26 protein-coding genes, 1 tRNA gene and 2 pseudogenes are annotated in these 26,982 nt (G+C 43.8%); 9 read left to right on the top strand and 20 right to left on the bottom strand.

Features of this window, described 5'->3' with window-relative positions:
- Positions 1–65: 65 nt before the first annotated feature.
- The 10 genes and pseudogenes from DA100_RS12690 to DA100_RS12645 form a co-directional block, all read right to left on the bottom strand.
- Positions 66–236: pseudogene (locus DA100_RS12690) on the bottom strand (transposase); the annotation flags it as partial.
- A pseudogene (locus DA100_RS12685) lies at positions 223–971 on the bottom strand (IS3 family transposase); the annotation flags it as partial. The pseudogenes DA100_RS12690 and DA100_RS12685, both read right to left, overlap by 14 nt.
- The gene (locus DA100_RS12680) at positions 938–1,312 is read right to left on the bottom strand and encodes a hypothetical protein (RefSeq protein ID WP_138972476.1); all 375 of its coding nucleotides are present in this window, start codon (positions 1,310–1,312) and stop codon (positions 938–940) included. The gene DA100_RS12680 and the pseudogene DA100_RS12685, both read right to left, overlap by 34 nt.
- 75 nt (positions 1,313–1,387) lie before the next feature.
- A complete protein-coding gene (locus DA100_RS12675; RefSeq protein ID WP_138972475.1) occupies positions 1,388–2,083 on the bottom strand; it encodes a hypothetical protein in 696 nt (231 codons plus the stop codon).
- Positions 2,084–2,097: 14 nt separating this feature from the next.
- Positions 2,098–3,258 (bottom strand): ATP-binding protein, encoded by a 1,161-nt coding sequence (locus DA100_RS12670; RefSeq protein WP_240800921.1) that lies wholly within the window; start codon positions 3,256–3,258, stop codon positions 2,098–2,100.
- The gene (locus DA100_RS12665) at positions 3,258–4,634 is read right to left on the bottom strand and encodes a restriction endonuclease subunit S (protein WP_138972474.1); all 1,377 of its coding nucleotides are present in this window, start codon (positions 4,632–4,634) and stop codon (positions 3,258–3,260) included. Before DA100_RS12665 ends, DA100_RS12670 begins: the two co-directional genes overlap by 1 nt.
- Positions 4,631–6,121 (bottom strand): N-6 DNA methylase, encoded by a 1,491-nt coding sequence (locus DA100_RS12660; protein ID WP_138972473.1) that lies wholly within the window; start codon positions 6,119–6,121, stop codon positions 4,631–4,633. The genes DA100_RS12665 and DA100_RS12660 overlap by 4 nt, the downstream gene beginning before the upstream one ends.
- Positions 6,122–6,150: 29 nt before the next feature.
- Positions 6,151–9,621 (bottom strand): type I restriction-modification system endonuclease, encoded by a 3,471-nt coding sequence (hsdR, locus tag DA100_RS12655; protein WP_138972472.1) that lies wholly within the window; start codon positions 9,619–9,621, stop codon positions 6,151–6,153.
- A 6-nt stretch (positions 9,622–9,627) separates the two neighbouring features.
- Positions 9,628–10,533 (bottom strand): restriction endonuclease, encoded by a 906-nt coding sequence (locus tag DA100_RS12650; protein ID WP_171052216.1) that lies wholly within the window; start codon positions 10,531–10,533, stop codon positions 9,628–9,630.
- Between the two features lie 79 nt (positions 10,534–10,612).
- Positions 10,613–11,002, bottom strand: coding sequence for a helix-turn-helix transcriptional regulator (locus tag DA100_RS12645; protein ID WP_138972471.1), 390 nt, complete (start codon positions 11,000–11,002; stop codon positions 10,613–10,615).
- Between the two features lie 131 nt (positions 11,003–11,133).
- Here DA100_RS12645 and DA100_RS12640 point away from each other — a divergent pair, with 131 nt between their 5' ends.
- Positions 11,134–11,595, top strand: a complete 462-nt coding sequence (locus DA100_RS12640) for a lecithin retinol acyltransferase family protein (RefSeq protein WP_138972470.1) — start codon at positions 11,134–11,136, stop codon at positions 11,593–11,595.
- A gap of 398 nt (positions 11,596–11,993) precedes the next feature.
- On the opposite strand, the gene DA100_RS12635 is transcribed toward DA100_RS12640, so the two are convergent.
- Positions 11,994–12,350 carry a hypothetical protein gene (locus DA100_RS12635; protein ID WP_138972469.1) on the bottom strand — a complete coding sequence of 119 codons (357 nt, stop codon included), beginning with the start codon at positions 12,348–12,350 and terminating at the stop codon, positions 11,994–11,996.
- Between the two features lie 278 nt (positions 12,351–12,628).
- Here DA100_RS12635 and DA100_RS12630 point away from each other — a divergent pair, with 278 nt between their 5' ends.
- Both DA100_RS12630 and DA100_RS12625 read left to right on the top strand, forming a co-directional pair.
- Entirely contained in the window at positions 12,629–12,886 is a 258-nt protein-coding gene (locus DA100_RS12630) for a hypothetical protein (RefSeq protein ID WP_138972468.1), read from the top strand.
- Positions 12,887–12,957: 71 nt separating this feature from the next.
- Positions 12,958–13,299 (top strand): hypothetical protein, encoded by a 342-nt coding sequence (locus DA100_RS12625; protein WP_138972467.1) that lies wholly within the window; start codon positions 12,958–12,960, stop codon positions 13,297–13,299.
- Positions 13,300–13,440: 141 nt separating this feature from the next.
- Here DA100_RS12625 and DA100_RS12620 read toward each other — a convergent pair whose 3' ends face one another.
- The gene (locus tag DA100_RS12620; protein ID WP_138972466.1) at positions 13,441–13,983 is read right to left on the bottom strand and encodes an N-acetyltransferase; all 543 of its coding nucleotides are present in this window, start codon (positions 13,981–13,983) and stop codon (positions 13,441–13,443) included.
- 583 nt (positions 13,984–14,566) lie between these two features.
- On the opposite strand from DA100_RS12620, the gene DA100_RS12615 reads away from it, so the two are divergent.
- The 5 genes from DA100_RS12615 to DA100_RS12595 all read left to right on the top strand — a co-directional run bounded on the left by DA100_RS12615 (position 14,567) and on the right by DA100_RS12595 (position 17,584).
- Positions 14,567–15,058, top strand: coding sequence for a hypothetical protein (locus DA100_RS12615; protein WP_138972465.1), 492 nt, complete (start codon positions 14,567–14,569; stop codon positions 15,056–15,058).
- Between the two features lie 15 nt (positions 15,059–15,073).
- On the top strand, positions 15,074–16,213 hold the full coding sequence (locus tag DA100_RS12610; RefSeq protein ID WP_138972464.1) for a PAAR domain-containing protein: 1,140 nt from the start codon (positions 15,074–15,076) through the stop codon (positions 16,211–16,213).
- Positions 16,210–16,620, top strand: a complete 411-nt coding sequence (locus tag DA100_RS12605; protein WP_138972463.1) for a hypothetical protein — start codon at positions 16,210–16,212, stop codon at positions 16,618–16,620. Before DA100_RS12610 ends, DA100_RS12605 begins: the two co-directional genes overlap by 4 nt.
- A 255-nt stretch (positions 16,621–16,875) precedes the next feature.
- Entirely contained in the window at positions 16,876–17,121 is a 246-nt protein-coding gene (locus DA100_RS12600; RefSeq protein ID WP_138972462.1) for a hypothetical protein, read from the top strand.
- Positions 17,122–17,125: 4 nt separating this feature from the next.
- Positions 17,126–17,584, top strand: coding sequence for a hypothetical protein (locus DA100_RS12595; RefSeq protein ID WP_138972461.1), 459 nt, complete (start codon positions 17,126–17,128; stop codon positions 17,582–17,584).
- A gap of 248 nt (positions 17,585–17,832) precedes the next feature.
- On the opposite strand, the gene DA100_RS12590 is transcribed toward DA100_RS12595, so the two are convergent.
- The 3 genes from DA100_RS12590 to DA100_RS12580 form a co-directional block, all read right to left on the bottom strand.
- Positions 17,833–17,920 (bottom strand) — tRNA-Ser (locus tag DA100_RS12590).
- Between the two features lie 163 nt (positions 17,921–18,083).
- Positions 18,084–18,533 (bottom strand): L-alanine exporter AlaE, encoded by a 450-nt coding sequence (locus DA100_RS12585; RefSeq protein WP_138972460.1) that lies wholly within the window; start codon positions 18,531–18,533, stop codon positions 18,084–18,086.
- Between the two features lie 228 nt (positions 18,534–18,761).
- Complete coding sequence (locus DA100_RS12580) at positions 18,762–21,194, bottom strand: hybrid sensor histidine kinase/response regulator (protein ID WP_138972459.1); 2,433 nt, start codon at positions 21,192–21,194, stop codon at positions 18,762–18,764.
- A gap of 127 nt (positions 21,195–21,321) precedes the next feature.
- On the opposite strand from DA100_RS12580, the gene DA100_RS12575 reads away from it, so the two are divergent.
- Positions 21,322–21,891 carry a UPF0149 family protein gene (locus tag DA100_RS12575; protein WP_138972458.1) on the top strand — a complete coding sequence of 190 codons (570 nt, stop codon included), beginning with the start codon at positions 21,322–21,324 and terminating at the stop codon, positions 21,889–21,891.
- A gap of 44 nt (positions 21,892–21,935) precedes the next feature.
- Here the strand turns inward: DA100_RS12575 and DA100_RS12570 are convergent, their stop codons facing one another.
- The 5 genes from DA100_RS12570 to tolB all read right to left on the bottom strand — a co-directional run bounded on the left by DA100_RS12570 (position 21,936) and on the right by tolB (position 26,976).
- Positions 21,936–22,970, bottom strand: a complete 1,035-nt coding sequence (locus DA100_RS12570) for a potassium channel family protein (RefSeq protein ID WP_138972457.1) — start codon at positions 22,968–22,970, stop codon at positions 21,936–21,938.
- A 105-nt stretch (positions 22,971–23,075) separates the two neighbouring features.
- The gene (nadA, locus tag DA100_RS12565) at positions 23,076–24,137 is read right to left on the bottom strand and encodes a quinolinate synthase NadA (protein ID WP_138972456.1); all 1,062 of its coding nucleotides are present in this window, start codon (positions 24,135–24,137) and stop codon (positions 23,076–23,078) included.
- Positions 24,138–24,273: 136 nt separating this feature from the next.
- Positions 24,274–25,047, bottom strand: a complete 774-nt coding sequence (gene ybgF, locus DA100_RS12560; protein ID WP_138972455.1) for a tol-pal system protein YbgF — start codon at positions 25,045–25,047, stop codon at positions 24,274–24,276.
- Positions 25,048–25,061: 14 nt separating this feature from the next.
- A complete protein-coding gene (gene pal / locus DA100_RS12555) occupies positions 25,062–25,589 on the bottom strand; it encodes a peptidoglycan-associated lipoprotein Pal (protein ID WP_138972454.1) in 528 nt (175 codons plus the stop codon).
- A gap of 34 nt (positions 25,590–25,623) precedes the next feature.
- Positions 25,624–26,976 (bottom strand): Tol-Pal system beta propeller repeat protein TolB, encoded by a 1,353-nt coding sequence (gene tolB, locus DA100_RS12550; protein ID WP_138972453.1) that lies wholly within the window; start codon positions 26,974–26,976, stop codon positions 25,624–25,626.
- Positions 26,977–26,982 lie beyond the last annotated feature (6 nt).

The raw sequence follows: 26,982 nt of genomic DNA, 5'->3' as shown, positions 1-26,982 counted from the left end.
AATTTAGGCCAATTAATGGGCGTTTTAAGCCGGATTTTGGCCCCATTCCGGGCCATTCCCGGATTTCAGACAGATCTTGGCTGTCGTCGCAACATCTGGTCTACTTTAAACAGGTTTGCCAAAGTGAATAACATGGTTAACTGTGAGTCATTTTTCATCAGTCCCTTGTAGCGTGCTTTGATGAAGCCGAACTGACATTTGATAATGCGAAACGGGTGCTCTACCTTTGCTCTGATGCATACTTTGCTTTAGGTTATAAGCAGTTATGAGGTCTCGGTAGTCTTTTGAACAATACTGGCTACCTCGATCACTGTGAACGATAACCTGCTCAGGGAATCCTCGACGGAACAAGGCCATTGATAGCGCATCGCTGACCAGCGTAGCCGTCATTCTGGTATCCATAGACCAGCCGATCACCTGACGTGAGTAAAGATCAATAATGACCGCTAAATATAGCCAGCCTTCACTTGTGGCAAGATATGTAATATCACCCGCCCACTTTTGGTTCGGAGCTGTAGCGTTAAAGTCCTGAGCCAACAAGTTTGGAACGACAGGCATTTTATGCTTGCTGTCCGTTGTACATTTAAACTTGCGTGCGGCTTTCGGAGTCAAATCCTGACGCTTCATACTGGCGGCAATGGTTTTGACATTATGGCTATCACCATTCTCAGCCAGCTCTTTCTGGATGCGCCTCGCGCCATCTCGGCCTTTGCTGCTGTCAAAAGCCTCCTTGACCTTGGTATCAAGCCCTTGGCGATTAGCCTCGCGCTGGATGGCCTTGTGGCGGTGCTTAATCCAGTAATAAAATCCACTTCGAGAAACCCCGAACACCTTAGCCATACGGACAACATTGAAGCACAGCAGGTGTTCGAGCATAAATTCGTAGTAATCTACTTTAGATTTTTCGCGAAGTAGGTGGCGGCCTTTTTTGTTATATCTAGCTCTTCAGCTTGCTCAGCCAATTGCCTTTTGCCTGAACGCGATTTTCCTGAACATTGCCAAATGAAAGAAAATCTATGTACTCAAGACCTGGATAAGAATACATTTTTACTTTTGAACTGATGCTTTTGACTTTGATGAAAAAGTCGTGTCCATCTACGATAGTTTGATAATCAATTTCAAAATCATAGGTAAGGTCTTCTGTACATTCATACTGCGGGTTGAAATACCTATCAGCATAGCCAAAGATATCGGCGATTAGTTCAATGAAGTTTGATTTTCCGGAACCATTTAAGCCAACTAAGCATATAGGTGAATACCCCTCGCTATTTGGCTTAAAGGTGTAAATGAAAGGTTGCTGTTCTGTTCCCACGATCGATTTGTATCGACCAACTAACTTAAGCCTATTTAATCTCATTTTTGTTCTTATTGTTTAAAGATAAAATTTCTACTCGATTGGTCTACCCAGCATACGCTCTAGTACTTCTTTCATTGACTCCTGAAAATCGGTCATCGACTTCATATCGGTAATTTGAGCCAAATCTATTTGGCCTTCATCTACGAGATCATTGAGTTTTTCACGAGTCGCTGACTCACCCAAATGTTCTTCCAGCTCGGCTTTTAAAGAGCGAGGTGAATTATCGTTGCCCGAACGCTCCTCTAAAGCCGCACAATGTTGATAGCCGTTTTTCAATGCACAGAGTAGCCAAGCTTCTGACTTTGGCTGAGCAACAAACGGCACGCCATTTTGATACTGTTGAGCTTCGAAGCCAGTAATCATAGATTGGCGCTTAGATTGATAATCTGGCCATTTATTACTGTCTGAGTCGTGGAATAACACCGCTAAGCTTGGTTGCCTTTCAGGGTTAGATGCGACATGAGCTAATGCCCTTGCTGCACGATAAAACTCTCTAGTTTCTTGACCTTGTTTTTTGCCGCGCCTCGAAAGGTTTTTGATAACACTTTTATCTTTCGATATGCGAGTGATTTCTGTTTCATGGATCACATCAAACATCTCGATATCTAATAGGGAATAGCCTATATGGGCTTCGACATACTTATCGATCAGCTTACTTAGCGGCCCTATTGCCTCATTGCTTTTACCGATGTCGGTTTCACCTTCACCGCTGACAACTAAATACATGCGTTCTGCCCTCTTTAGTTGCTAATCAGTTGAACTGTCGCGGCTTCTGGCGCTAGATTTTCAAGAATCGTATCTTCGTAGGCTTCACCTGGCCCCATGAACTTCAGCTTTCGCTGCATCGAAGGAAGGTCAAACAAGCGAATGGCTTGGGTTGCACCTGCCTTATTCTTATACAAGTAAACCACACCTTTTTTGGCGACATCATCTTCCATGTAGTTAAGAATCATTGGGCTATGAGTAGTAACAATGACTTGAGTATTTGCCGCCACTAAGCTGTCCACTAGCTTTTCGATAAGCTCTGGGTTAACACCGTTTTCAATCTCATCAAGCAATAGTGCGCTTTGTTTTTTGGTCAACTGAGCAAAAATTGCCATAAAACGCAGTAAACCATCATTGATGTGTCTGGCTTCGGTTTTTATGCTCTTCTCGCCAAACTTTTCTTCAATTTCTAGCCTAACGGTGCCAGCCGACTTTTGAACTGTTGCATCCACTTTGACCAAGCTTGGGTATAGCTCTTTCAACGTAGCCACTAGGTTCGCTTTCTCTTCTTTGGTCATATTACTGATAAAGCTTGAAAGCATCTTGCCGCCAGTGCCTAAAGTCTTACCACTGATGTGTTGATCACGCAGCATATCAGGGGACAGCATGTCTAAAGCATTCAACTCGTTAAAGAAAGTCTTAAACGCCACTAACTGCTTGGGAAGCTGATTCTCTCGTAACTGAGATAAAATCGAACCTTGATAATCAAAAGTAATCGGTGCCTGTAGCTCCTCGGTCGGCAGTGCAAACTTTCCATCAGCAACGTTAAGCAGCGTTTTACCACCCCACGTAATTTTCTCAGCTGTACAGAACAACTCTGTTCTGTTGAAACTGCCTTCCCAAATAACCGGTTTACCTGAGTATGAAAGTTCTACGGTAAAAGTAATATTGGATTGCTTAGTCAGAGTTGAATTGAGATCTCTTGCACTCCATTGACGGCTATCCAACCACTCATCGATATCGCCGCTTACTTGCTGTGAAAGAAAATCAATAAACTGCAATACGGTGGATTTACCTGAACCGTTTAATCCCACTAAACAGTTAAATTTGCTAAACGGCAGTGAGAAGCCCACCAGCGACTTAAAGTTGTTGGCTTTGATGTTGACTAAAGAGAGTGATTGATTCATTTGGTTCATTATTCCTTCTCTGCCATTTTTGCTTTTGTGGTGCGCTTGCGAGTAGTCTTTTTCGGCTTACTCTGTTCTTTTTCTGCAACAATACGCTCTAACAACTTTTCTGCTGGTTCATCATTTGGATCTTGCGCTACCAACTCGCCTCGGAAAGCTTTGGCTAGTATTGATTGAGTTAAACGGTCCAAACGAGCTTTGGCGTCTAGGTATTGTTTTTCTACTTTGTTGGCTTGCCTGAACAATCTATTAACTCGAGTAACTATTTCTTTTTGTTCGCTTTTTGAAGGAAAGTGAATCTCAAGTGCTTTTATCACCTTTTGATTCAAATTGACCATAGTAGAACCAACTGAATTTGACTCAAAAAATTGAATAGCGTTAGGCGACCTCAAAGCAATCACTAAATATGCGGGTAAGATCGCTGAACTTTCAGTTCTAACGATCATAGAGCCTGTTCCACATAGCATATCTGGATGATGTTCCTGCACTTCCGCCGCTCGTCCCATCTCTCCTCGTCTGCCAACAACAACATCACCAATTTTAAGCTTCCAAGCTTTAAGTTCTTCGAATTTTTCTTGCGTAATTGACATAGCGTCAGATGGAAAAATTTCTCCTTCAGAAATATGCATTGGATTTATTACTGGTATACCTGAGTCGATATATTCAGATTTATGTAATGCACTACCAAAAGGTCCTGTCTTGACAACTACTCCAGCCTCACTCAGAGTCTTCTTTTTAAATAAAGCATGATGTTCCTCACGCCACTCTTTGGTCAATCCCCCAGACGTAGCTGCAGCCAATACGGATTGGCGGAAGCGTTTTAAAATTGCAGGAATTTTGTCTAAACGAACTTGAGCTTTATCGACCTTAGCAAGGATAGAATCAAACTTGTTGGTAATGCGAATTTGTTCGTTTAGTGGCGCAAGCGGTATCTCATACTTCAAGAGGTAATCTTTAGGTACTCGTTTATGCCCTACCGAACCGCCCATATGGACTTCACAGTCATCCATAAACTTTTTGGACTTCACAAAAGCATGTAGATATTGAGGTTGAATCAATTCGTCGATACAACGAAGAACAAAATACTCCGTACTTCCAGCGCCAATACCATTTGGTAAGCCTTTAACAATTCCACCTTTTCCATTTTCAAAGCAAGGAGTTATCTTTGCAAGAAGTACATCATCGTCCTTAAACTGAGTGAAGCCCTTTTTACAGCTGCCCCAGGTTTTAGTTTCAAAGTTAACAAACCCACGATAAGCAGTAGGCATGAGTGCCATTGGAACAAAGCCACATTCGATCTCATCATCAATTCCCTTTAATTTCTCGTTCAGAGTAATGACTTGTCCAATTTGAGTATTAATCCACCCTTTAGGTAACCCATTCACAGAGCCACCTCTTCGCTTTCCGTTGCATCCAAATCGACCAGAATCGCTTTTAGCTCTTCCATTGCCCCTGCCATTTCAACCAGTGCTTCATTAATCAGCACATCTGGCGCAGGCAGCTTTGAAGCGTCTTCATTGTTTTCATCGCGAATCCAACTTAGATCTAATGACTCGTCTTTAGTTTTAATCGCTTCACGGCTAAAGCAACGCAGGCGACAACCATCCGCGTCGTCTTTATGGCTGCTGATAAACGCTTTGCGAGCTTTCTCGTCTACCTGAGTTAAATCATGACCGACTGCTTCATAAAACTCATCAAAGTGCTTTTTAGTCAGTACAGTACGTTTACCAAACTTAGGCATGTTAGAGCGCAAGTCATACACCCATACGTTTTGGGTTTGACCTTTATCTTGAGTTACGTCTTCAGGTTTAGAGAAGAACAAGACGTTGGTTTTTACCCCAGCGGCATAGAAGATACCAGTTGGCAGACGCAAGATGGTGTGAAGGTTACACTTCTCCATTAGGTCTTTACGGATAGTTTGGCCTGTTGAGCCTTCAAACAATACGTTATCTGGAAGCACTACTGCTGCTCGGCCACCCGGTTTGAGCATTTTGTGGTACATCAAATGCAAAAACGCCAACTGTTTGTTACTGGTGTAATGAACCAAATCATCACGCGTTGGTACGCCACCACCCTGCTTAGTGCCAAATGGCGGGTTAGCAAGAATTAAGCTCGCTGGTGGTAGTGCTTTGCCCTCGTTAGACAAGGTATCACCAAATAGAATGCCGGAGTTCTTATCGTTTACCGCAAGGTCATGCAACATCAGGTTCATCATGCCTAAGCGATGCGTGTCTTGAACCAGCTCCATGCCAAAGAAGGTTTTATGCTGGTATCTATCGTAAGGTGCTGGCTCTAACGCTTGAATATCGTTGTGTTCTTCCAAGTAGTTGTGCGCACTGATCAAGAATCCACCTGTACCTGCGGTCGGGTCGACAATGACATCATCTAATGTTGGTTTCATTAGTTCTACCATCACGTCGATAAGCACGCGCGGAGTAAAGTACTGGCCAGCACCCGATTTTTTTTCACCAGCGTTGATCTCTAGCAAGCCTTCATACATATCGCCCAAACCTTCGGTTTTGGCGCTGTACCAATCAAGCTTGTCGATTTCTACCACGAGCTTATTTAGCGTTGCTGGTTTGCGAATAACTGTGCTGGCATTTTTGAAGATCGCTTGGGTGATGCGAGAGCCATTGTAGCCTAGGTGTGTTAGCAGCTTTTGGTACTCTTCTAGACGAGTTGCTGAGTTATAGGCTTCTAGATCTTCCCAACGGTAGCCTACTGGCAGTAGTTCCTCTTGGCCCGTTTCTTCAACCATTTTAAGGAATATCAGGTAAGTGAGCTCGTTTAGGTACTCATGGTAAGTCACACCGTCATCACGGAGTAAGTTACATAAATTCCAAAGTTTGGCGACGAGATCTTGAGTACTCATTTAATTTACTACCTATTGTATTGACCAGCTTAAGCTGATTGTTGTTGTGGCTGTGATTTGGTTGTCTCATCAGGTGAGGGTTGATCAACTGATTGCCACAATGCTTTGTTAAATTGCAAGAGAACATCCTCTACAGGCTGTTCAAAAAGTTTGTTCGCGCGTTTTAGCCCGCCTTGCTGTTGCTTAAAGATACCTTGGTCCAACGCTGGCAAGTCTACAATGGTGGTCGCTTTCATCTGTTTGGCGATAAGCTCTAACCATTTCTTTTGTGGTGTTTTCCACTCTTGACTCGCTAACATGGTTTCAAGCGCTTTTTCTACTCGCTGCTCAAAAGGAATAAGAGGCTCGCCAAGCGCAGCTTGACGAATAAAGCCAATGATTCGAGCGGCGATTTCTTCGTTTTTTACTTCGTTCCACGCAACTTGCAGATCTTGTTCTCTAAAGCGGTTCTTTTCAAGCTCAATCGCCAGCTCTTTTAAGCTTTTTCTTGTTAATTCCCAAGGTTTTTGCACAACTGTTTGAATTGCGATCAAACGGTTGCTGTTAGCGTTAACAAAATCGCTAAATGCTTGCAGATAATCGGATGGTTTTTGCCCATCACCGTAACCTGTAGTGACATTGGTCACCTCGTCGTCATGATCAGAAATTATCACTGGAGGGCGGTTACCTCCTCCGGTCACTTTACTATCTAACAGCTCGCCTAAGCCCGGGTGCTTGGTAAACCACTGGGCAACTTCATCAACTGCTCGACTCTTCAGATCTTGAATAAAGTCTTCAGGGGATTGGCCGACAATGGTTTCAAAATCTTCTCGCTGAGAGTCAGTCAAATGACGGCGTTTAACTTGAAGCTTGGCGATAAACTGATTTCTTGCCAACGTTTGCAGTTCTTCCTCATCGACTTGCGTCATTTCATTCTCGAGCTCGCTGAACGTTATATTCACGTTGGTCACAACGGGCTTCATGCTGTTCACATCTTCAAGCTGAGTATAGATATCGACCGCATCGTATATTCTAAATGGCCCCTTGGCGATCTCATCACATAAACGGGTTGCGCGGCCTAACATCTGTTCAAACAAGATTCGGCTATTCACACGACGCAGGAAAACCAGATTACAAATCTTGGGAATATCCACCCCTGTGGTTAATAGATCCACCGTCACCGCAATGTTGGGTAAACGATCATTCTTAAACAGACGGATTTTTTCTAATGGCTTATCCGATGCTCCGGTGATTTTTTGGATGGCGTCGTCTTCCACCTCGCCGTGATATTGTTCACACGCTTCTTTCAGGGCTTCGACGACTTGATCGGCGTGTTTATCCGTGACACAGAATATGAGCGTTTTCGCTTCTGAGTAAGGGTTAATGGCATCACTTTCTATGAGCCATTTGGTCACGACTTTGGTGAAGTTTGGGCTCACCACTTTCTTGTTAAACTGCGATACATCGAAATCGAGTTCATCTGGTGTACGATATTTTTCAATCGTATTGTCTTCTACGTTGTAAGCCTGAACTTCTTCGTTGATATCGTAATGAATGCCCTGCTCTGCAAGCTTGGTGTGAATTCTTATCGGTGGTAGGTGATCGTTAAGATAGCCATCAATGACCGCTTCCGTATAGGTGTAACTAAAGATAGGTTCACCAAAGATATCTACTGTATGCAGCGCTGGCGTGGCAGTTAAGCCAATTTTGAAAGCATCAAAGTAATCCAAAACTGCTCGGTACTTGGATTGGTAATCTTTTTGATCACGAAACTCTAGTTCCGTCTCACTCTGAACTCTGTCAAGCAGATAGCCGCGGTGACATTCATCAACTACGATGCAGTCGTATTGACCAACGCCTGGTTTGGTATCACCATCATTCGGGTACAAAATACGTTTAACTAAACCTTGTACGGTAGCGACATGGACTTTGGTGTCGTCTTCAGGCTTAGCAACTGGTGTTTTGTCTGCTTCCATACCAATAACATCGAATGTATCGGCAAAGGTATTTAAGTTCTCTAAGCGAACTTCACCAAAGTCGGTGGTTGCCTGAACGCCAAGTGCAGAGCGATCAACCAAAAATAAAATACGGCGAAAACGTTCTGCTTTGAGTAAGCGATACACTAAAGCAATACAGGTTTTGGTTTTACCGGTTCCGGTTGCCATTGCCACCAGCGCATTCGTCTTACCTTGTTTAATCGCCTGTTCTACTGACTGAATTGCTTTAACCTGATAATCACGAAGTTTTAGGTCGTAATCAAACCCCATCTGGTCAAGTTCTTGTTCTGCTTGTTGCGGCGTTTGACGAAGGTACGCTTTAATTTCACTAGGCGAGTACCAACCTTTCAGAGCTCTGCGGCGATTAGTTGTGTCTCGAACATCCAAAAACCAAATGCCACTCTCTTGCTCTAGTTGTTCTAAGTAAGGTCGACCATTAGTCGCAAACACGACTGGCACTTTGAACTCACCGTAAGTGGTTTCAATAATAATCCCACCTTTATTGGTTAAGCCTTTGGCATAACGCTTTGCTTGGTCAATGGCGCCATAGACATTCTTGGCACTTTTCTTTGCTTCCACGACAGCTACAGGAGTTAAGCCCATAAATAAAACATAATCAGCTGGGCCAGAGTTTGTTGGCCATTCTGCTATCGCACGGTTCTCATTGGCAACTGGCCTCGCACCTTTTGAGTATCGAAGGTTTTCAGTATCCGCTTCCCACCCTGCATCGACCAACTGCTGGTCAATAATGACGCGAGTCTCCGCTTCATCCATTTCAAAGAGAGATTTTTCAATTCTTTGAATTTCTGAAGCTTGCTCCGCCTTGGATTTAGAATAGAATATTTCGCGATACAAGATGTTTGCTTCATCCATCTTGAGGCGATAAGAAGATAAAGTCTTCTCTTGCTCTTCGGCAAGCTCTTCCCAAATCGCCTTTTCCTCGGCCATTTTTTCAGCGCGCAACTTCTCTGCTTGCGCTTTATCAGCCTCAACTTTGCTAAGTTCTTCAGCGACTCTGATACGATCTTCTGTTCGCTGAGATTCAACTTTCAATCTCTCAACTTGCTCTTCGAGTTGGCGAACATAGTCTGAGGGGTCTTCTGGTTTTACGAACTTCTGAATCTTAAAGCCTTTAGCTGCATCGCCACCGAAAGTGATGTGGAACCACATCGACAACGCATGACCAACCATCAGGGCTTTTAGTGCATCTCTGTGTGTACTGCTATCAAAGGCATGCGTTGCACTATTGCCAAGTTTACGAATCGTATGGAAGGCATCTCGAACATTATCATCAAGGCGCAGAACGGAATCTAGCTCTTTGAGAAGATCAATTTGCTTAACGTTAGCACCATACTCAACACCAACACGTGAAGCTATTGTTTGTGCAATAGCCTCTCCCAACTGGCGCACGTTGACTAACGCTGTATTTGGAAACGGGACAAAGTTTCTTTCTGCGCTCTCTGCTAGTTTAAAAAGCCAATCATGATGTGATTTTAGAAAATCAAAATTACTGAAGTCTGCCATGACGTATTATCCTTCGAAAAATTCTTCATCAATGCGTTTTAAATAAATCACTTGCTCATCACGGCTACCGATGTTGTAGCGAAGCATCAATTTAGCTAACTCTTTACCATTGATAAGCACTATGCGCATACCTAGGTCTTTCGCTGTTTGAATGGCTGATGAAGTAAATTCAGATGTGGTAATGAATATGCCTTTTTGTGCTTTCTTCAGATTAAGCGCACCAAAGAAGTCTCGGATTTCACCAGCGCCAACATTGTTACCCTCATCATAACGCTTGGCCTGGATGTAAACCTGGTCAACACCAAGTGGGTCTTGATTAATCACGCCATCAACACCGTTATCGCCACTTTTTCCTAGTGTATGAGCCATCCCCTCATCGCTTCCGCCATAACCCATTGCTAGTAGCAAGTCGATAAGTAATTGCTCAAAGAAGGCTGGAGACACTTTACGTGTTCGAGACAGGATGTCTGAGGCTAACGCATCGTTAATCTGTTTGTAAGCAGCTCTTAATACTTCATCTGGCGTCGCATCATTGTCAGACACCGTTACCTCTTCAACTTTGTCTGAACCACCGTTTTTTTGCTTAGTGAACGCATTGAAGTCATCAAAACGTTTTAGGTATTGGTTATTTATCTCTTCGCCACTGATTAGAGCATCGTGCCCCAACTCTGTTATCACGAAATGACCACGCCTTGTTGAATCCAAAAGCCCAGCTTTCGCTAGATAGGTTTTGGCCCATCCAACTCGGTTCGTGAATGCCGCTTGTCGGCCACTAGGAAGCAGCTCCGTTTTCTCGTCTTCTGACAGATTAAATTGCTCCGCTAGCAAATCTACAACATTGCTAAGCTTAACTTCTTCATTCTTCGCAGCCTCTAACACTGGCTTCATTAAATCTTGATAACTTGGAAGCACTACACACCCTAACCATTTTGGCTTTTAATTTCGGCAATATACCAAGATATACAATCAGTTACATTGATATCCGTTACGTTTATTTGGACTTACCAGCCAATCCAACTATTAATGCTCCCAAGGCCGCTCCCGCTATGAAAGTACCTACATTGCTCCCCCCTTCAGACTTCGCTTTCGTTGCGTTACCTCTGAGTTGGGCTTGAACAGACACCTGTTCACTTTCCTTGAGATTATTAACTGTATTCACAACCGAATTAAAAAGTTCATCTGGAGCAATACGAAGAGCTTTAGCACATTCAAACATCTGATCAACAGAGAACGTTGACTTTCCTGATTCCAAACGACTATAGCTAGCTTGTGAAAGCCCCATTTTTTCAGCTAATACGCTCTGCTCTATGTCTAGTTCTTTGCGTTTATTCGCGACGACCACACCCAGAATCGATGAGTAAGAAACCATTTTGTCTTGCATTTTTACCACCAATAACTAAATAACACTTGATCAATCAAGTGTATAGATATAAGTTTAACGCATCAATATACGTCTTACGAATATTGATGTGAATTTTGAATAAACATACTTTAAATCAGTAAGGAAAATTAATGAAGAATAATCTTAGTATTGGTGATCTACTTTATCGTTCAAAACTGCTGGTAGAACATGCCGGAATCTACCTAGGTAAAGGGCGAGTACTTCACAACTCGCCAGATGGCAACGTAGAAATTTGTACCTTAGAAGAGTACGCAAATGGAAAGCCAATCAAAGTAGTCTTAAGTCACCTATGTGACGAAAAGAAAAATGAACTGCTCAACCAAGCAGAGCAATTGATTAAGAAAGCGAGAAAATATGGGGTGCTAGATAATAACTGTGAGCATTTCGCCTCTACAGTACTACACGGCAAACCTTCAAGTGAGCAGCTACAAGGGGCAGGCTTGGGCGCGGTTGCAGGTTTGCTTTTTGCTCACTGCAACCAATCGAAGAACTCTTTGCTGTATATTTTAGCTGGTGGTCTTATCGGGTGTATGGCTGTCAATGCAGCTCGTAAATACGATTGTGTGGTATGAAAAGAAAGGAGTGGGACGCATAGAACCCACTCCTTAACTTTTTTGTATGGCTAAACGAGTACCCAAATAACACGCAAAAAATCGCATAACTTGCATACCACATTTTTTAACCTTGTAACAAACCTTGTAAGCACACACACCTCAGAACCCGTCAACGAGAAGGGGATGATGGATTACCCCGTTTGTTGATAATGTTCCGTGGGTGTATTGGGCAAATAAAAAGACGTCCGTGGACGTCTTTTGATTGAAAGCGGGCGTTGAGTGAGGAGCCTTGCTGTGTGGCATCACAAAGGGATGTCAAAGGACAACAGCACCTCTCCCGTTGTCATAACGGGAAGTGAGAATCCTGCACTAATACCCGAGTCTCGGTGAGTGAATCTGGTGCCAATACTGGCATATTAAGGAGAAAATTGTTGCGCAGAAGACATTTTACTCCATGTGCTGATGGTCAGATCTTGGTTAAACTGAGCCGTATACTCTAGCGCAAATTGAAGTTGCTTGGTGCGTATCGTCTTGCTTTGTGAGTACTCATATTCAAGATGAGAGATGAAAGACTGCCACTCCAGACTCATTTTCATCAGTGTTACCAATGCATCGTAGTCTTGGTGTGTGCCGCTTAAGAGCCCTTTTTGGTATTTCACCCCGAAAACGCTGTCTAAAAGGAAATCTTGATATTCAAGGCTGTATTTTGCATCACTACCAATACGAAGCAAGCTGTTACGAAACGAGCTTTCATCGTAAAAAGCATTAAACATCTCTTGCTGTATTTGAGCAGAAGCTAACCATGTACTCGCGTCGGTCTTACCTTTCGCTGAATTGGATAGTGACTCAAGCTCAATGCGACTTTGTTGGTTGCCAACCGCGAACTCAATAAACAGTACAATTTAAAGCGTCTGTCCGTTTAAGATGGGCGGTTGTTGGATGGTTTTAATCAACTGAAAATTATTGGGTATTTAAAACACCATCAAACATTCACATTTTCTCATTTAAGAAATGACTATGATTGAAGCCCAACACAACGGAGCCAACCATTATGAAATCGACTGTGTTACCTAATCATTGCTTGATAATCAACCATTCAGGCATCGGCTTTCGCGAGAACCAAAACGTATGGGATGAGGATTTATTCACAAAAGTCGCGCTTCAAGGCCTGAGCAGGAAGCTTTATGAAGCGGGTATTTCCTCTCCAGATCAGATCGCCCACTATGCAGAGCAATGGGCCTATTACGGTTTCGCGCTGCATAAAGAAGAGCGAATAAGGTGGTCGAGGTTCGACAGCGACGAGTGTTAGGTTGTTCGGCTGTATTGATGTATAAATGGCTGAACGATTGGCGCTATGATAACCAAAATTGAGGATAAAGAATGAACCGCAAGATTACACATATCGTGGTATTGGCGACTGTCTTTTTTATGACGCCGTTTGCCGGAGCCAGTGACTTTGCCGGAGGTTTCAATGGGGTAGACATAATCGATTCACAGGGACAGCAAACCGTTGTTTTTGAGGGCATAAATTATGATGGAGAATTGCGCAAAGTTGAACTGCCTTTAGATGAAGTGGGTAAGCTTTGCCACAAAATGGCGATGGATTATTTGTCTATGCCCAAAACACGCAACAAGCAGATCCTTCACTTCAATGTGGTAAAAAACAGACCCGCAGGAACCAAAGCGAGATGTACCCTAAAGTGGGGGATAGCGGCTGGCTAAGCGTTGTGCTCGGTAGCGGCTTATCTCTCGATATAAACATCAAAGTCGTTCTAGTCACGTGCACGAGAGTTCCCACCATGAATCACAATGGTTCACTCTCGCACAGTTGAAACGGGTCAAGATTCAAACCGCTTGATGTCCCTACCAGTAAACTGGGTTATCTATCGCTTTTGCGCATGTTGGTTTACCTGCGACTTTAGCGATGCTTTCACCCACCAGGGACTGTGCGATCCAACCTTCAGGGTATGACAAGTTAAGCGGGGCCTGGATCACATCCTCAGTGATGGGCATAAATCCTGTTTTAGCGTAAAAGTTAATATCACCGTAAGTGACCGCAACCGTTACTCCTTTTTCTTTTAACCTCTCAAGGCCAAACTGGATTAGCCCCTGCCCCACCCCCTGTCCGTGACACTCTGTCGCGACGGCAACAGGGGCTAAGAGGAAGATGTTTTCATCGTTTGGAAAACTCAACCTTGAGAAGATAATGCTGCCAAAAATGCGTTCCCGTTCATCTTGTGCGACAAAGATATAAAGGTCTTCAGCTTTGGTTGGCAAAGTAACGAAGTCTTCGACCAGTTTCGCAATCAGCGCGCCTTCTTCTTTCCCTTCCGAAGCAGAAAATGTGTCGTTGAACAGTTGAATAATTTCTTGAATTTGCTCTTGTTTATACAACGCGTATTTCATCTGTTTATCTCTCCTAGCTGAGCTTTACATTAAGAAATGGTAAGTGGATATCTGGCGAGTATAAAGGGTGAAGTTATAGACAGGTCAAGCAAGTTTAGCCAAATTTTTTCACTCAAACCGGCACAAACCTGCGTTCTTTGTTTGTCCCCGTTCGGGGTTATCACACAGCCAGTGAACTTGATTTGCGAGAAGTTTAAAGCGCCTGTCCCTATAAGAACCTTATGTCCCTATAAGAACCTTAAGTCTTAGCTCAACTCTTTGAATGGGAATCACATTTTCAGTTTTATCTCTAAGGAATACTCAATTATTTGTATAAGCTAACCTTACTTTTAAACAGGTTTTGTAGTCTGATGGGATTTTTGTTTTAGTCACTATTAATCATATGAAGAATCAGAAAGTCGCGTTTTATCTGCCCAATGGCAACAACTATCAAGCTGAGCTGCCACTTTGGTGTATAGCGAGAGAAGATCGAACAATTTCTAACAAGCCTTGGCTAGAAACTTCTTGGATTGGCACAGCGGGGTATAGGAGTGGGCTTGCTCTGTTTTGTTCAAAATTGGATGCTTATATTCAATGTATACGTATGAACGCAAATGGTGACGAAGCTTTAAAAGGAAAGTGGAAGGTTTATTCGTTCTCCGATCTCAATCGTTTAGAAATGTCGATCAATATGAAATTTAACTACGGGCATGACATGTTTGGTTTCTCCCTCATTTTTGGATTTGCCTCTTCTGCTGATGGAACGCTCCTTAGCCGTAACGGAATATTTGCGCCAGTGTCGTATCACTTAGACGTTTCTTTAGATACGCTCATTGAAATAGGGAAGGAAGAAACGATTACATTCCCTAGTTCGAATTTCAAGCTCATCAGCGAGCTATTTGATACCGAAGTTGGAGACTATCTGACTCTTGTCAGAGAAGTGAATAAGATGAATCATAAAACGATAAATGATCTCGCAATTCAACATTTCAAAAAAATCAATTTTCAATGCCCAGAGCACTCCCCCTCGATTCAAGAAGAGCGCTACGCTTCGTCGTGTTTCCTATTATTAGGCTGGAAAACCATTCAACATTAACCAAAGAGTATTGTTATGAAGTTTGTTACTAAAGGGACAGGAACCACAACAGGCGGTGTTGTACTCGAAGGTCATAATGATGTGATTGTTGAAGGGAAGCCTGCAACCTCTATTCATCAATACGGCTCTTGCGCCTCTGGGCGTAAAAGCTGTAAAGGTAAAGGGATTATTGTTCCTGTCGGCAATGGTAACAAAGTCTATCTTCCTAATGGGCAGCAAGCGGCACTAAGTGGATATCAAATTCTGTGTAATTGCCCAGATAACTTCATTCTTGAGTCAAATAGTTCGGTTAATGTGGGAGAAAATGTAAGTTTTGGTTCAGGTGTTTCGATGACGTCAGCACCTTCGAACCAAAGCCTTAATAGCCAGCAATTAAGCCCCTCAAATGCATCTACGGCTTCTCAAGCTGCTACTCCTCAGATAGACCCTAAAAATGCTTATTGGCCTCCTTATAATCCATTAGCGCCTGAAGGAAAGAAAGAGCTGAAAGTGATCTATGAGCAGCCAATTAAAGATTATGCTTGGCTATCTGTTGAAGAAGCTGAAGAGTTTGCCCAAAATCTCTATGAAGATTTAGGGGGCAAAAGTACGTTAGGTGATATAAAAAATTATGGTTTGGGCTTAGGTAAAGGTTCGTATGATGCATACATGGTTGCTAAAGGTTTAGGTGGATTAAAAGTCCAGTCCTATACAAAAACAATTAATGGTCAAGACTGGATCATTATCAAAAACTATCGCAAGCATCTGAAAACTCTTGAGCGTGGTCATAAGTGGAAAGCAAATAACTCAAGAATTATTAAGATGAGCTTAGGGCTAAATGATCTAAAAGGAGCAACTCGATACGTTCGCTTTAATGTCGGTTTAGAGTTTGCTGTTTCAATTGGTATTAATGCCCTTGACTATGCATTACGAGATGAAGCTACCATGGCAGAGTTTGTTGGTAACTCTTCTGTCGATATGGTTAAAGGCTTTATTTCATTGGGAGGTGCAGCATTGCTTACGGCAGCCTTTGTCCCTGCAACAATTGGCGTTTTGGCAACAGGATTATTTTTTACGGTAACTTCTTTTTACATCGGCAAGGGACTTGATCATATAGATAATGAGTATGGTTATTCTGAAGATTTTGTAAAAGAGGCTGAAAAGTATTTCGAATGAACTTTGTGCGAATAATAATTGGCCTTCTAGTAACTATTGGAGCTTACATTCAGGTCAGTGACCAAATCACCAGTGCTTTCTCAAACGATGGTAAGATTGTGCTTGATGGCCTATTAAATATTTGGGCGAGCTTTGGGATGCTATTAATATGCCCATACCTGATTATTTATGTGATTAAAGATGAGTTTACTCTCCGTTTACCTATTGGAGATGCTAATCGTGTCTTAGTGATCCTCGGTTTGGTTGTGGCTCCATTGCTTGCTATAGGACTTTATAATCAATCCCACGCGAACGTAACTAACTATGTGGAATGCAAAAGTGAACGCAAGCTCTCCAGTCGATACTCTAGTCGAACTTATGCCATAACTGAAGATCTGTGCCAAACGCTAAAATCCCAAAATGATTAACTACTGTAGCTAGTTAGGAGCAAATTTGGAAAATATTATTGTCTTAATGTTTCTTATCGTTTTTGGATGGTTGGCAATATCGAACCTATTCTTTTTCTTCTTATTCGTTATGGTTTGGTCGGTTTTAAAACTACAGAAACATGAACTAATACAAGGACGTTATGCTGTATTGAGGTTGCCAACTTTCCTTCATGGGCTATCGATTAGTATGTCTTGTTTCATGGAAGAAAAGGCGTTTCTAAAGCTACAAGTTGGATGGCTCAAAAGTTCTTTAAAGTTGATGAAGCTAAGCTTTTGGTTCATGCGGTAAGCGTTGCGACATTGGCTTACGTACTGGGAGTTGTTGCTGGAGCAACGCTTTCTGTTCCGGTAGCAAGTTCGGTAGTTGTCGGCTTAGGAATCCTTGCGATTTCGAGTGGCCTCGTATGGGGGATAGATAAAGCAACCGACTTTCAAGAAAAGCTTGTAGAAGCAGTCATAGACGAGTTTGACGAGAAATAACCAGATGAAAAAGAAGGACTGTATTATCACTATAATTGCTCATCTGCTAGGAGCAGGAGTTGGCTGTGTTGCTTTATGGACTTATTGGAGTTTTTACATAAAGCAACTCTACAATCATGGTGCTCAATTAATTGTTGATCCCTTATATATTATGTCAGTGTTCTTTGGAATAAGTCTGACTGTTGGTGGTTGTTTGGCAGTCATTCCTTTCATCTATGTCGCGCTCTGGAGTAAGGTTGGAAGAATTGCCCCTTTAAGAGAATTGGTAGACCCTAAACTCTCACTAAAAGTTATTATTATTTCTATGGTTATTGGTGGTGGCTTCGCTTTCATCTCTAACATCATCTTACTTCACAAGATCATTCCTGATAACGGCTATGTGCTTTGCCCGAAAAAGATCGGCTACAAAAAGAATTTACTTCGAGATTACGTTCTAGATGTCAACCAGTGTGAAAAGTTTTAGGTAGGAAAGAGTTCTTACTCATAAAAGGTTCACGGTGACGCTGAGCCTGTAAAAGCGACTTAAGCTCTGGCTTGGTAATGGCTTTAGTTGGTCGAACAGGCTGCTGTTCTACTGGTAAAAAGATACAATGCTTTGCGTGAGGGTAATCGATGGTGTTATAGCATGTGTGAGCTCCAGTGTAGGCTCTTGCTATCTTTTAGAACATTCAGATATGAAAAAAGGCCTGATAAGTCAGACCTTTTAGAATGTGGCGGTGAGTGAGAGATTCGAACTCTCGATACGTTGCCGTATACACACTTTCCAGGCGTGCTCCTTCAGCCACTCGGACAACTCACCGTATTGTAGGTTGGTTTCGTTAACCAACGAGGCGCTAATTTAATGATTCTATTAAGTTAGGTCAAGCCCAATCCCGAAAAAAAGCGCTGTTGTTGGCTTGTTTGCTCACTTACTAGCTAATTCGTTCATGATTAGTCCAACTGAAGCGGTTGCGGCTTACCAACTAGGCTTGTTGATAGTAGCCCGGTACTCGAAACCACTTGCGGCACATATCAAGGAAGTAACCGTATAGTACGCCCATGCCACAAGAGACAATAGCGTTAGACGTTACAGCCGTAATAATTTGATCCGTTGAAGCGCCTACCGTGAACAGGATGGCAGCATAAACCGGAGACTGGAACAGAACATAAGCGATGAGGTCAGCTAGGTTTTTCGCCACACCAGAGTCTGAAATGCGTCGGCCCTGACGAAGCATAAAGTCGCGGAAAAGCCCATATGGCCACGCAATGGCGATATTGACAGGAATAGAAAGCGTTCTTGATGCCAGCGATTGCTCAAAAGTCATTCCTGAAATAAAGATCTCAATGATCATTCCAGATACAAAACAGAACACTACCATTGCAAACGTATCTGCAGCCGCGTTACGGATGCAAAAAGGCCCACGAGCTTTCATTTTTACCCTTACCTCAACATAAATTACTACAAAAACAACGACACAATAAAACTTTCAACCACAACCAGAAAGCACACTGGTTTATGTCGCCATTAGAGCACTAATTATTCAGAATTGGATGCTGAAGTTAAACTCAAGTGGTAAATAAACAACCACTTTTGGTGATAAAGTTAGATAAATTCGCTACCTATTGAACTTTAGATTAAAAAACACTCAACTTGGTGTAATTTAGTTACAGTAGTCTTTCATTTGTACAGCAAGGACATCTAAGTCATCTTGGTTGGGGAGTTCTCCTGCGGCCAAGCAGGATGAAATGGTATCGATATTTTCCTGAAGCAAAGGGACAGCCACGCCTTCAAGCTGCTGTTTTATTGAGCCTAAACGTTCCTGCGCCTCTGCGAGTTCTTGATTTTCAATCGCCATGAAAAACATCATCAAAGGCTCTTCAAGCTTGAGTGCAGTATTTTCCTTTGAGCAGCGGAATAGCTCTGACTTGAACTGATATAACTTATCTGAGTGGCTTAGTAGGGCATCATCCAACTCAGTTTCGTCTATCGGTTTAGAAACAATGTAATTCACCCCTGCGCCAAACATTCGTTCGCGCGTGTCTTTAAACACATCGGCCGTACATCCAAAGATTAAGATCTCACTCTGAGAGCCCGCTAGGCTTCTGATTGCCGAAGTTGCTTCTACGCCATCCATGACAGGCATATGGTTATCCATAAGCACCAAGTCATAGCTTCCTGTTGCAATAGCATGTACCGCCAGTTCACCGTTCTCTACACACTCACAAGTAAACCCTTTGTTGGTCATAAAGGTATTAAGGATAATTGCATTGGTTCGATTATCTTCAACAATCAGCACTTTTAAGCCTTTGTAATCCAGCTTGCGATGCTCAATCAACTCAGAGAACACTGGCTGGCACTGCTCAATACAGAGTGAAACTTCAAAGCTCGAACCAATCCCTAACTCACTGGTAAGCCGTACTTCCCCCTCCATAAGTTCACATAGCTGTTTTACGATCGCTAGACCAAGCCCTGTACCACCAAAGCGCCTAGTGGTGGAAGATTCTGCCTGTTCAAACGGCTTAAATACTTTCTGCTGGGCATCTTTCTTAATGCCTATGCCGGTATCTCTCACTCGGATCAGTAGGTAATTTCGAGCGTTGCGCTGTTCTTCTTTGAAATAGACTTCAACGTAGCCTCGTGAGGTAAACTTAACTGCATTGTTGAGCAGGTTGAATAAAATCTGCCGCAAACGAGCTTTGTCACCTTTATACCAACGCGTTGTCGGAACTTCAGAATAGACTTTAAATTGCAGCCCCTTCTCTGCACACAAGGTGTAGTAAACGCTGTTTACGCTGCCGATGATCGATTCCAACGGGAATGGATGGTACTCAAGCTCAAGGTGCCCTTGCTCTACTTTAGAAAAATCGAGGATCTCATTCAGCAAGGTCATCATGTGCTCCCCTGACTCATAGAGTGTTTTTAGGTGTTTGCGCTGCTCTTGGTTGAGTTCCGTCTTCTGTAAGATCTGCGCGGTGCCCAGCACCCCATTCATTGGGGTACGAATCTCATGAGACAGAGTCGCAAGGAAAGCACTTTTCGCTTTTGTAGAGGCTTGAGCCTTGATTTTTTCTGCTTCTAAGTAGATCGTTTTTTGGTTGAACGAATCGATCAAATACTTAATCTCATCATTGCTGTTGTAGCGGATGTCGATGCTACCGCCCTCTTTAGACATATCAACACTGCGGGCGATGACACTGATTGGCGTAATGAGAAAACGGTTGATAAGGAAGTAACCTAGCATGACACAAACAAGCATGATCGGTACGATCGCGGCTTCAACCTTAGACACTACATCATAAACCTGTTCGTCCACTAAGCGTTTGGCGTTGACCACATCGACGCTCCAGTTGAAATCCCCGAACTGATGCTGGCTAATATAGATACCATCTGCCAACTGAAAGTTATATTCCATGATCACGTCACCGTAGCCGTCCCTCAGGATAACCCCTAAGTCATACTCCTCAGCATGTAAGCGAACAAATTCAACGAGTGTTTCTAGTGAGATATCTACCGTCGCCACGCCAGTAAAGACACCATTGACGTAGTAAGGCGAAGAAGCGGTAATCATCTGAACATGGGTAAAAGGGTCAATATAAACCGGGGACCAAGAAACGGTACCAATCGGTTTTTCGACGACAGAGACGTACCACGATTCCTGATCGTATCCACCGGATTCAGGGTTATCCCACGACAAAATCCGATCCACCTGCCCATCATTAGCTCGGTTAAAGAAAAGGCTTTTAAGCCCCGTATCCTGATCAATGGAGGGCGGCACTGGCCACAAACCGCCGCTAACGGTAACGCCATCAATCAGAGAGAAGAGGTTATATAGCATCGCGGCCTGATGTTCTTGAGCATCAGGGTTGCTGCCCAAACTCACAATTCCCTGCAAGATCCCCAGAGAGCTGTTAATTGGCTCCCCAATCTGCGACGAGATGAGCTGAGTTCGCAAATCGAGATTCATTTCTAGTTGTTCACGCGTAGGAGGCTCTACCACCAAATAGCTGATGGTACCAATTAAGGTGATTACCATAGCGAGGTAAACTGCTAGGGCGACGATGCTCTTCCGTTTCAGTGATGAACGTATATCCATAAATCTTTGAATTTTGACTGTTTATAAAAAATTATAGCGAATATATCGTGACAGCAACCTTTTTCTCCCAAGTCTGGGCTGTTACCATTGCCATATCACATGTCCTGATTTTAATAGGGTGTCTAAATTGACTCTACAACAACTGCTCGCATTACCAGAGCTTGAAGGTAAGCTCATCAACGAAGCGAAGACCCATGGTTTTATTACTGCTATGGCAGCCGCGCCTCATATCCTTACTCCCCATGAATGGCTACCTTTCCTATGGGGTGGTGAAGAAGTCGCGCCTTTTAGTGATGGCGAGCAGCTCGAGAGCTATGTTGAGCAGATTATAGCGTTATGGAATGCATACCGCCCTGCTCTACTATCGAACCAGTGGCAGTGGCCAGAAGGCTGCGCACTAGATGAAGAAGATATCGTTTCTGAAGCCACTCGCGACTTCTGTGAAGGCGTATTGCAAGGCTGGCAGCTTTCTCGTGATGATTGGGAAACCATTATGCCAGAAGACAGCGAAGACAACGCCTTACTTGGCGGCGTGCTGTTATCGCTAAGTATGCTTTACGATCCAGAGACCTCAATCGCTACATTGTCTGAGCAAGGGATTGAAGGTCTAGAACAGTTTGAAGAGATCTTCAACGCAATTCCAACCATGCTGTGCGGACTGGCTATGCGCGGCTCAATGCTGGCTGAACAAGAGTAACACTATTGAAAATGGCCGCTCGCAAAGCCGAACGGCCATTGATACTAGCTGAGTTTTTCCCACTCAAAATTCTCTATTCGCTCGTCAGCGATATAAAAAATCTTGGCTCCGGCGACAATCTCACGCTCCAGATCCGGATTGAGTTCTATTCCTTTTCCTACATCTAAAGCAATCAAGGTTGAGTGAAAGTGGCGCTTCATATAGTCGAAGGCCAGTTCGACCTTAATCGGTGACATAGATTGCGGATAGATGGTGGAGTATTGCGTCATACCTCGAGTCGACGCTAACAGCTCTTGATGAAGCGCACTCGAACCTGGGTCAACCGCTGCCTTTGCAAGCATCTCTGCCCCTACAGCTGGAATACACTCAGCATTCGGGCAGTGCTGGTTTAGCAGTCGGCTCAACGCCTCATCTTTAAAATAGGCGAGTAGATGCGCACTAGGATTGACATTGGCGCTGTAGAGAGCGGCCGAAAGAGTAATATCGTCTTCCAAATTATCAACCACAATACAGCCAGCCTTATCAATTGCGGCCTTTTCCATCTCTTGTGTGTCGGTGTAACTGGTCACTTTGACGAATCCAATTTCACCAGGAAGTGGGTTTTCAATATCCGAACGACTACACAACACAATCGGGCGCTTTCCCTCTTCTTCATGTTGCAGCATTCGAATCAGGTGAATAGTGCGTTGTCCATTCCATCCTAAAAGCAATATATGATTTTCCACACCAACTCTCCGTTTTCCTAATACACCTGCACGCCAGTAATCCACGGCGCCGCCTGCTAAGCGTCCAATTAAAGCCGCAAACAGGGTTAATCCACCCGGAATAACAAGCAATACGACAATCCACTTACCGAGCGAGGTTTGTGGTGAATGGTCGCCATAACCCACCGTCGATGCCGTCACCATCAAAAAATAGATAAAGGTCGAAGGTTCTGAAGTGAGTGCATGCTCACCACTCAGGCTAAGTAGCGCCCAAGAAACAACAATATAGGCAACAACCAAGAGCGCAAGGTTGCGATTGCTCAGATTAAACAGGTTGGAATTCAACCATTTTTTAAACGTTAACCAAAGAGACATGGTGCTCCTTACCTCTAACTCACGAATGGTTATTTAAACCCAAGCACAAGTATAAAAAAACCAGCCACGAAAGCTGGTTTCTATATCTGTGACAACACTCTACGTTTACGCGTTGCCTTTCACTTGCATATTCAGTTGCTCAGCGAAGTCGAGCATACGGTTCAATGGGATCAGTGACTTAACACGAACTTCTTCATCAACAAAGATTTCATGCTCTTTTCCGCCATCACGTAGCGCCGATTCGATCGCTTTCAGGCCATTCATCGCCATCCAAGGACAATGTGCACAGCTGCGGCATGTCGCGCCCGCCCCTGCTGTTGGCGCTTCAATCAGTTCTTTCTCAGGAACCAACTGTTGCATCTTGAAGAAGATACCTTTGTCCGTTGCAACGATCATCTTCTGCTGTGGCAACTCTTTTGCCGCTTTGATTAGCTGACTGGTTGAACCCACTGCGTCTGCGAATTCAACAACGCTTGCCGGAGACTCAGGGTGAACCAAAATCGCGGCTTCTGGGTAAAGACCTTTCATCTTGCGTAAAGCGTCGGCGGAAAACTCGTCGTGAACCACACACTCACCTTGCCAAAGCAACATGTCTGCGCCAGTTTTATTCGCGATGTAAGAACCTAAATGGCGGTCTGGACCCCAGATGATTGGCTTGTCTTCAGAATCTAAGTGCTCAACAATCTCTAGTGCGATACTTGATGTCACAACCCAATCAGCACGTGCTTTAACCGCCGCCGAAGTGTTGGCGTAAACCACAACGGTATGGTCAGGGTGTGCATCACAGAATTCAGTAAACTTATCCGCTGGACAACCAAGGTCAAGTGAACACTCGGCTTCTAAGGTCGGCATCAAAATACGTTTTTCAGGCGTAAGAATCTTGGCAGATTCACCCATAAAGCGAACACCAGCGATGATTAGGGTGCTCGCTGGGTGGCGGTTGCCAAACTTAGCCATTTCGAGGGAGTCGCCAACAAAACCACCCGTCTCTTCTGCTAACGCCTGAATTTCAGGGTCAGTGTAATAGTGGGCAATTAGGACCGCATCTTTTTCTTTAAGCAGCGCTTTGATGTTTTCAACATGCGCTTGTTTTTGTTCAGATGTCAGCGGTACTGGCTTTGGAGGGAAAGGGTAAACTGTTTCAATCGTATCTAATATGTGGCTCATTGCTCTTGCTCTACGCAACTTCCGGTAATCCGCGTATTGTAACCTCAACAAGCGAGTCTATTCCAGTTTCCCTAGTAATAAGATAGGCAGGAAAGAAAAAAGGAGCGACGAGCGCTCCTTTTCATGGCAATTTTTATTAATTCAAGCGGGTGTTCGCTAGCTTAGCCGAAGCACTGTTCGGGTACTCGTCAACCACTTGTTGGAAGTACTTTTTCGCTTGCGCAGCATTGTTGTTCCGCTCGGCGATTTCACCAAGTTTAACCAGTGCATCCGCACGCTTGTTTGAATCTTTGTAAGTCACCACGGCAGCAAAGCTCTTCACTGCGTCTTTATCTTGCTTCTTAGCAAAGTAAAGTTGGCCAAGCCAATAGTGAGAGTTTGGCGTGAAACTCGAATCTGGATAGTCTTTCTGGAACTGCTGAAAAGCAGCAATCGCACCCGTATAGTCTCGTTTCTTAAGAATCAAGTCTACTGCGTTTTGATACGCTGTTTGCTCATCGGCATCAGAGCTAAATGTACCACCAGTGTTAGCCGCTGAATCTGTCTGATCAGACTTAGCTACTGGGGCTGCCGCTTGAGCTCGTACTTTATCGAGTTCAATAAATAACTCTCGCTGACGCTGCAACATCTGCTGCATGTCATAGGTACTTTTTTCAAGCTGGCCACGCAAATCGCTAATTTCATTAGCCATATCGTCTAATTGCTGCTGCATTTGCAACTGAACACGATTGCGGTTTTCCAATAGGCGCTCTAAGCGCTGAACATCAGTTTCGTTACTACGAACTGAAGACGAAGAAGTGGCGGAATTGCTACCGCTTAGGTCGGATACTGGAGCTGGTGCAGCGAGAACAGTACTCGCTGCACTTGCCAGTAACGTTAGCGTAACAATGCGCTTAAGGTTACTGAACATGAGGTTTTCCTCAATTAGTACACTAGAACTGCACGGCGGTTCTTAGCGTATACATCTTCTGATTGACCTAGAAGAAGTGGTTTCTCTTCACCGTAGCTTACGATAGAGATTTGGTCAGCTTGAACACCAAGAGCTTCTAGGTATTTAGCAACTGCGTTAGCACGACGCTCACCTAGTGCGATGTTGTACTCAGGAGTACCACGCTCATCCGCGTGACCTTCGATAGTGACTTTTAGAGCTGGGTTTTTGCTTAGGTATGCTGCGTGTGCTGCTAGCATTTCTTCGTAATCACTAGCGATAGTTGCGTTGTCGAAAGCAAAGTAGATAGTTTGAGTTTCGCGTAGTGCTTGCTCTTTTAGCTCTTGCTCAGACAATAGGCCGTTTTGGTCGATTGGTGAAACAACTGTGTTGTCTACAGTTTGAGTTTGGTTTGTCTCAGTAGAACCAGAAGCATTTGCCGCATCGTCACTTGAGCTACATGCTGTAACCGCTAGAACTGGTAGCGCAATTAGAAGCCCTTTAAGAACTTTGTTTAGTTGCATTGTTATAGTTTCCTTTATTATTGATACTTACTTGCTACAAAAACGGTGACCATGCTGGAGCACGAACTCGACCATTTGTTGCCGGTAACCTTGCTTTAAAGCGTCCATCAATAGACACCATAGAAAGAACATTGGTTTTGTTGTAGATAGAGCTGTAAATCACCATACCGCCATTTGGCGCGATGCTTGGAGACTCATCTAGCAACGTTTTAGTCAACGTCTGTATAGCGCCCGTTTCAAGATCTAGCTTAGCTAGGTTGAAACCTGTGTTGCTACGATTGACCATTACCAGGAAGCGACCATCAGGGGTAATTTGACCACCTAGATTCTGGCTCCCTTGCCATGTAATACGTTTGGTTGATCCGCTTGCCAAATCTACTTGATAAATCTGAGGTTTTCCACCCCGATCCGAAGTAAAGATGAGAGATTTACCATCTGGATGCCAAAACGGTTCAGTATTGTTCGCTCGACCGCTGGTAATTTGAGTCAATTTACGAGTATTCAGGTCTAGCGTGTAAACCTGCAAGCTGCCTGTTTTCGACAACACGAGTGCGAGCTGAGAACCGTCCGGAGAGAATCTTGGCGCACCATTGTGACGCGGGTATGACGTAACTTTCTCACGCTCACCTGTGTAGATGTTCATGATGAAGATTTCAGCTTGGCCATTTTGGAAGCTAACATAAGCCAGTTTTTTACCATCTGGTGACCATGCTGGTGACATCAAAGGTTGTTTAGAACGAAGCACAAGGCGCTCGTTGTAACCGTCATAGTCAGAAACACGTAACTGGTACGGGAACTGATCTTTATCATTCACCACCACATAGGCGATACGAGTCAGGAACGCGCCCTTCTCACCAGTAAGTGCCTCATAAACCAGATCAGAGATACGGTGAGCATACTCTCTCATGCGTTTACCCGGTACCGTCGCTCGCTTGTTAAATAGTACATGATCTTTCGATAGCACCAACTGACCATCATCGCTAAGCGCCTTGCTTTGACCTTGAGTCAGTTGACCACGAACCACATCAACAAGTTGGTAGTTAATCACATAGTCGCCTTTGGCATCTTGCGAGATTGAGCCGGTAACTAAAGCATCCACGCCTAAACCAGTCCAAGCATTAAAGTCTACTTCGGCATCGCTGTAGGGTGTTTGTGGCATTTTGCTGGTCGCCACTGGGCTAAATTTACCACTGCGTTGAAGATCCGATGCGATCACCGCAGAGACATCTTCAGGCAACTTAGTGCTGCCTTCCCATTTAAACGGCACAATAGCGATTGGACGAGCCGAATCGATACCATCTGTAATCACAAGTTCCAGTGCCGCATTGGCTACTTGAAACACACTCATGACGGTGAGCATACATCCTAATACTAGTCGCTTTAACACAAGCTT

The organism is Vibrio sp. Hep-1b-8 (genome assembly GCF_006124995.1).
Taxonomy (GTDB): domain Bacteria; phylum Pseudomonadota; class Gammaproteobacteria; order Enterobacterales; family Vibrionaceae; genus Vibrio.
This window is presented reverse-complemented; position numbering and strand designations above follow the sequence as displayed.